We start from the raw sequence: 1592 nt of genomic DNA, 5'->3' as shown, positions 1-1592 counted from the left end.
AGCCAAGCCGCAAACCTGTCCTAAAAAGCAGGACCACTTCACCGATCAAACTTGGTGATGAAACGCTGAACTCTGCAGAAGCACTATGGACCCGCCCCGCCCAAGACATCAGCGAAGAGCAATATGGCGAATTCTACCGTCATAGTTCGCACGCGTTTGATGCGCCCTGGCATGTGATGCATAACAAGGTCGAAGGAACGCTCAATCACACCAGCCTGCTGTTTGTACCCAGCACCCCGCCCTTTGATCTCTTTGATGCAGAACGAAAAAGCCACGTTCAGCTTTATGTGAACCGCGTTTTTATCTCTGAAACAACCACCGATTTGATCCCAGCCTATCTGCGTTTTTTGCGCGGTGTTGTGGACAGTCAGGACCTATCTCTGAACGTTTCGCGGGAAATGCTGCAATCAGATCCGAAGCTGGCACAAATCAAGACGCAAGTATCGAAAAAGGTTCTGAGCGAGCTTAAGAAAAAAGCGACCAAGGCCGCGGATGACTACACTCAATTCTGGCGCAATTTTGGTGCGGTTCTCAAAGAGGGCCTGGTGGAAGATCCCTCGTCGCGGGACCGCATCCTGGAACTCTGTCGCTTTGACACAACAGGTGACGACGCGCTCACCAGCCTGTCAGATTATGTTGAGCGCATGAAAGAGGGCCAAGAGGCTATCTATTACATCGCAGGTGAAGATGCCGGTAAGTTGGCCAAGTCGCCCCACTTGGAAGGGTTCGGGGCCAAGGGTGTCGAGGTTTTGCTCCTGTCTGATCATGTTGACGAATTCTGGTTGCAGCACATCACCGAATTCGACGGTAAGCCGTTCAAGTCCATTACCCGCGGTACCGCCGATCTAGATCAGGTCAAGGCAGACAATCAAACCGACGATCAAGACAAACCGGACGAGGCCGACCTGTCGGCACTGATTGGGGTGATCAAAGCTGAGTTGGGCGAAACCGTCAAAGATGTGCGCCCATCCAAGCGCCTAACCAATAGCCCCGTTTGCCTCATTGCAGATGATGGCGATATGGATGTGAACCTCGAGCGCCTACTGAAACGGCACGGCCAATTGCAGGACGGCGCTCCGCGTGTGCTGGAACTGAACCCGACCCATGCAGTTATTAGCAAGCTGGCCGAGCGTGCAAAACTGGACGGGGCCGGCTCTGATGAACTCCTGGGGGATGCAGCCCACATCCTGTTCGAACAGGCTCGGATCATTGAAGGGGAAACCCCAAAGGATCCGTCTGATTTCGCCCGGCGTTTAGGTGACCTTATGGCGCAAGCTTTTGGCGCTTGAGGCCCTTTTCGAAAGGGGACAGAGGCGGATACACCGCCTTTGTTCCCTCTGTGGCCTCACCGTGCCATGGGCAGTCAATAGCCTGATCAGATGATAAAACACAATTCTGTCCAGGTGCCTGGCAGGTTGCGACCGGCCCACTGCCGACCTTGGTGCAACTTCCGTCTAACGGCTGCTTCCAGCCCTTCCACGACATTGGTGAGCAGTGCAGCATGGGGTACGTTTAAAGCACAAAAGGCGGAAAGGGGTCGTTCGCTGCAAATTGCACCAATGTCTGCTGAGCAATACATTGCGGGGAAAATC

The 1592-nt window shown here is 54.0% G+C and carries 2 protein-coding genes; one reads left to right on the top strand and one right to left on the bottom strand.

Going from position 1 to position 1592, the window contains the following annotated elements:
* A partial coding sequence (gene htpG / locus FAP39_RS17270) for a molecular chaperone HtpG (protein ID WP_138017613.1) occupies positions 1-1289 on the top strand: 1289 nt, incomplete at its 5' end.
* A gap of 86 nt (positions 1290-1375) precedes the next feature.
* Here htpG and FAP39_RS17730 read toward each other — a convergent pair.
* The coding region (locus tag FAP39_RS17730; RefSeq protein ID WP_212743446.1) for a hypothetical protein at positions 1376-1592 on the bottom strand (217 nt) is incomplete at its 5' end.

The sequence above is a fragment of the Shimia litoralis genome (assembly GCF_005518135.1).
GTDB classification, from domain to species: domain Bacteria; phylum Pseudomonadota; class Alphaproteobacteria; order Rhodobacterales; family Rhodobacteraceae; genus Shimia_E; species Shimia_E litoralis.
The sequence above is the reverse complement of the archived record's forward strand: the minus strand, read 5'-3'. Positions and strand labels throughout refer to the sequence as shown.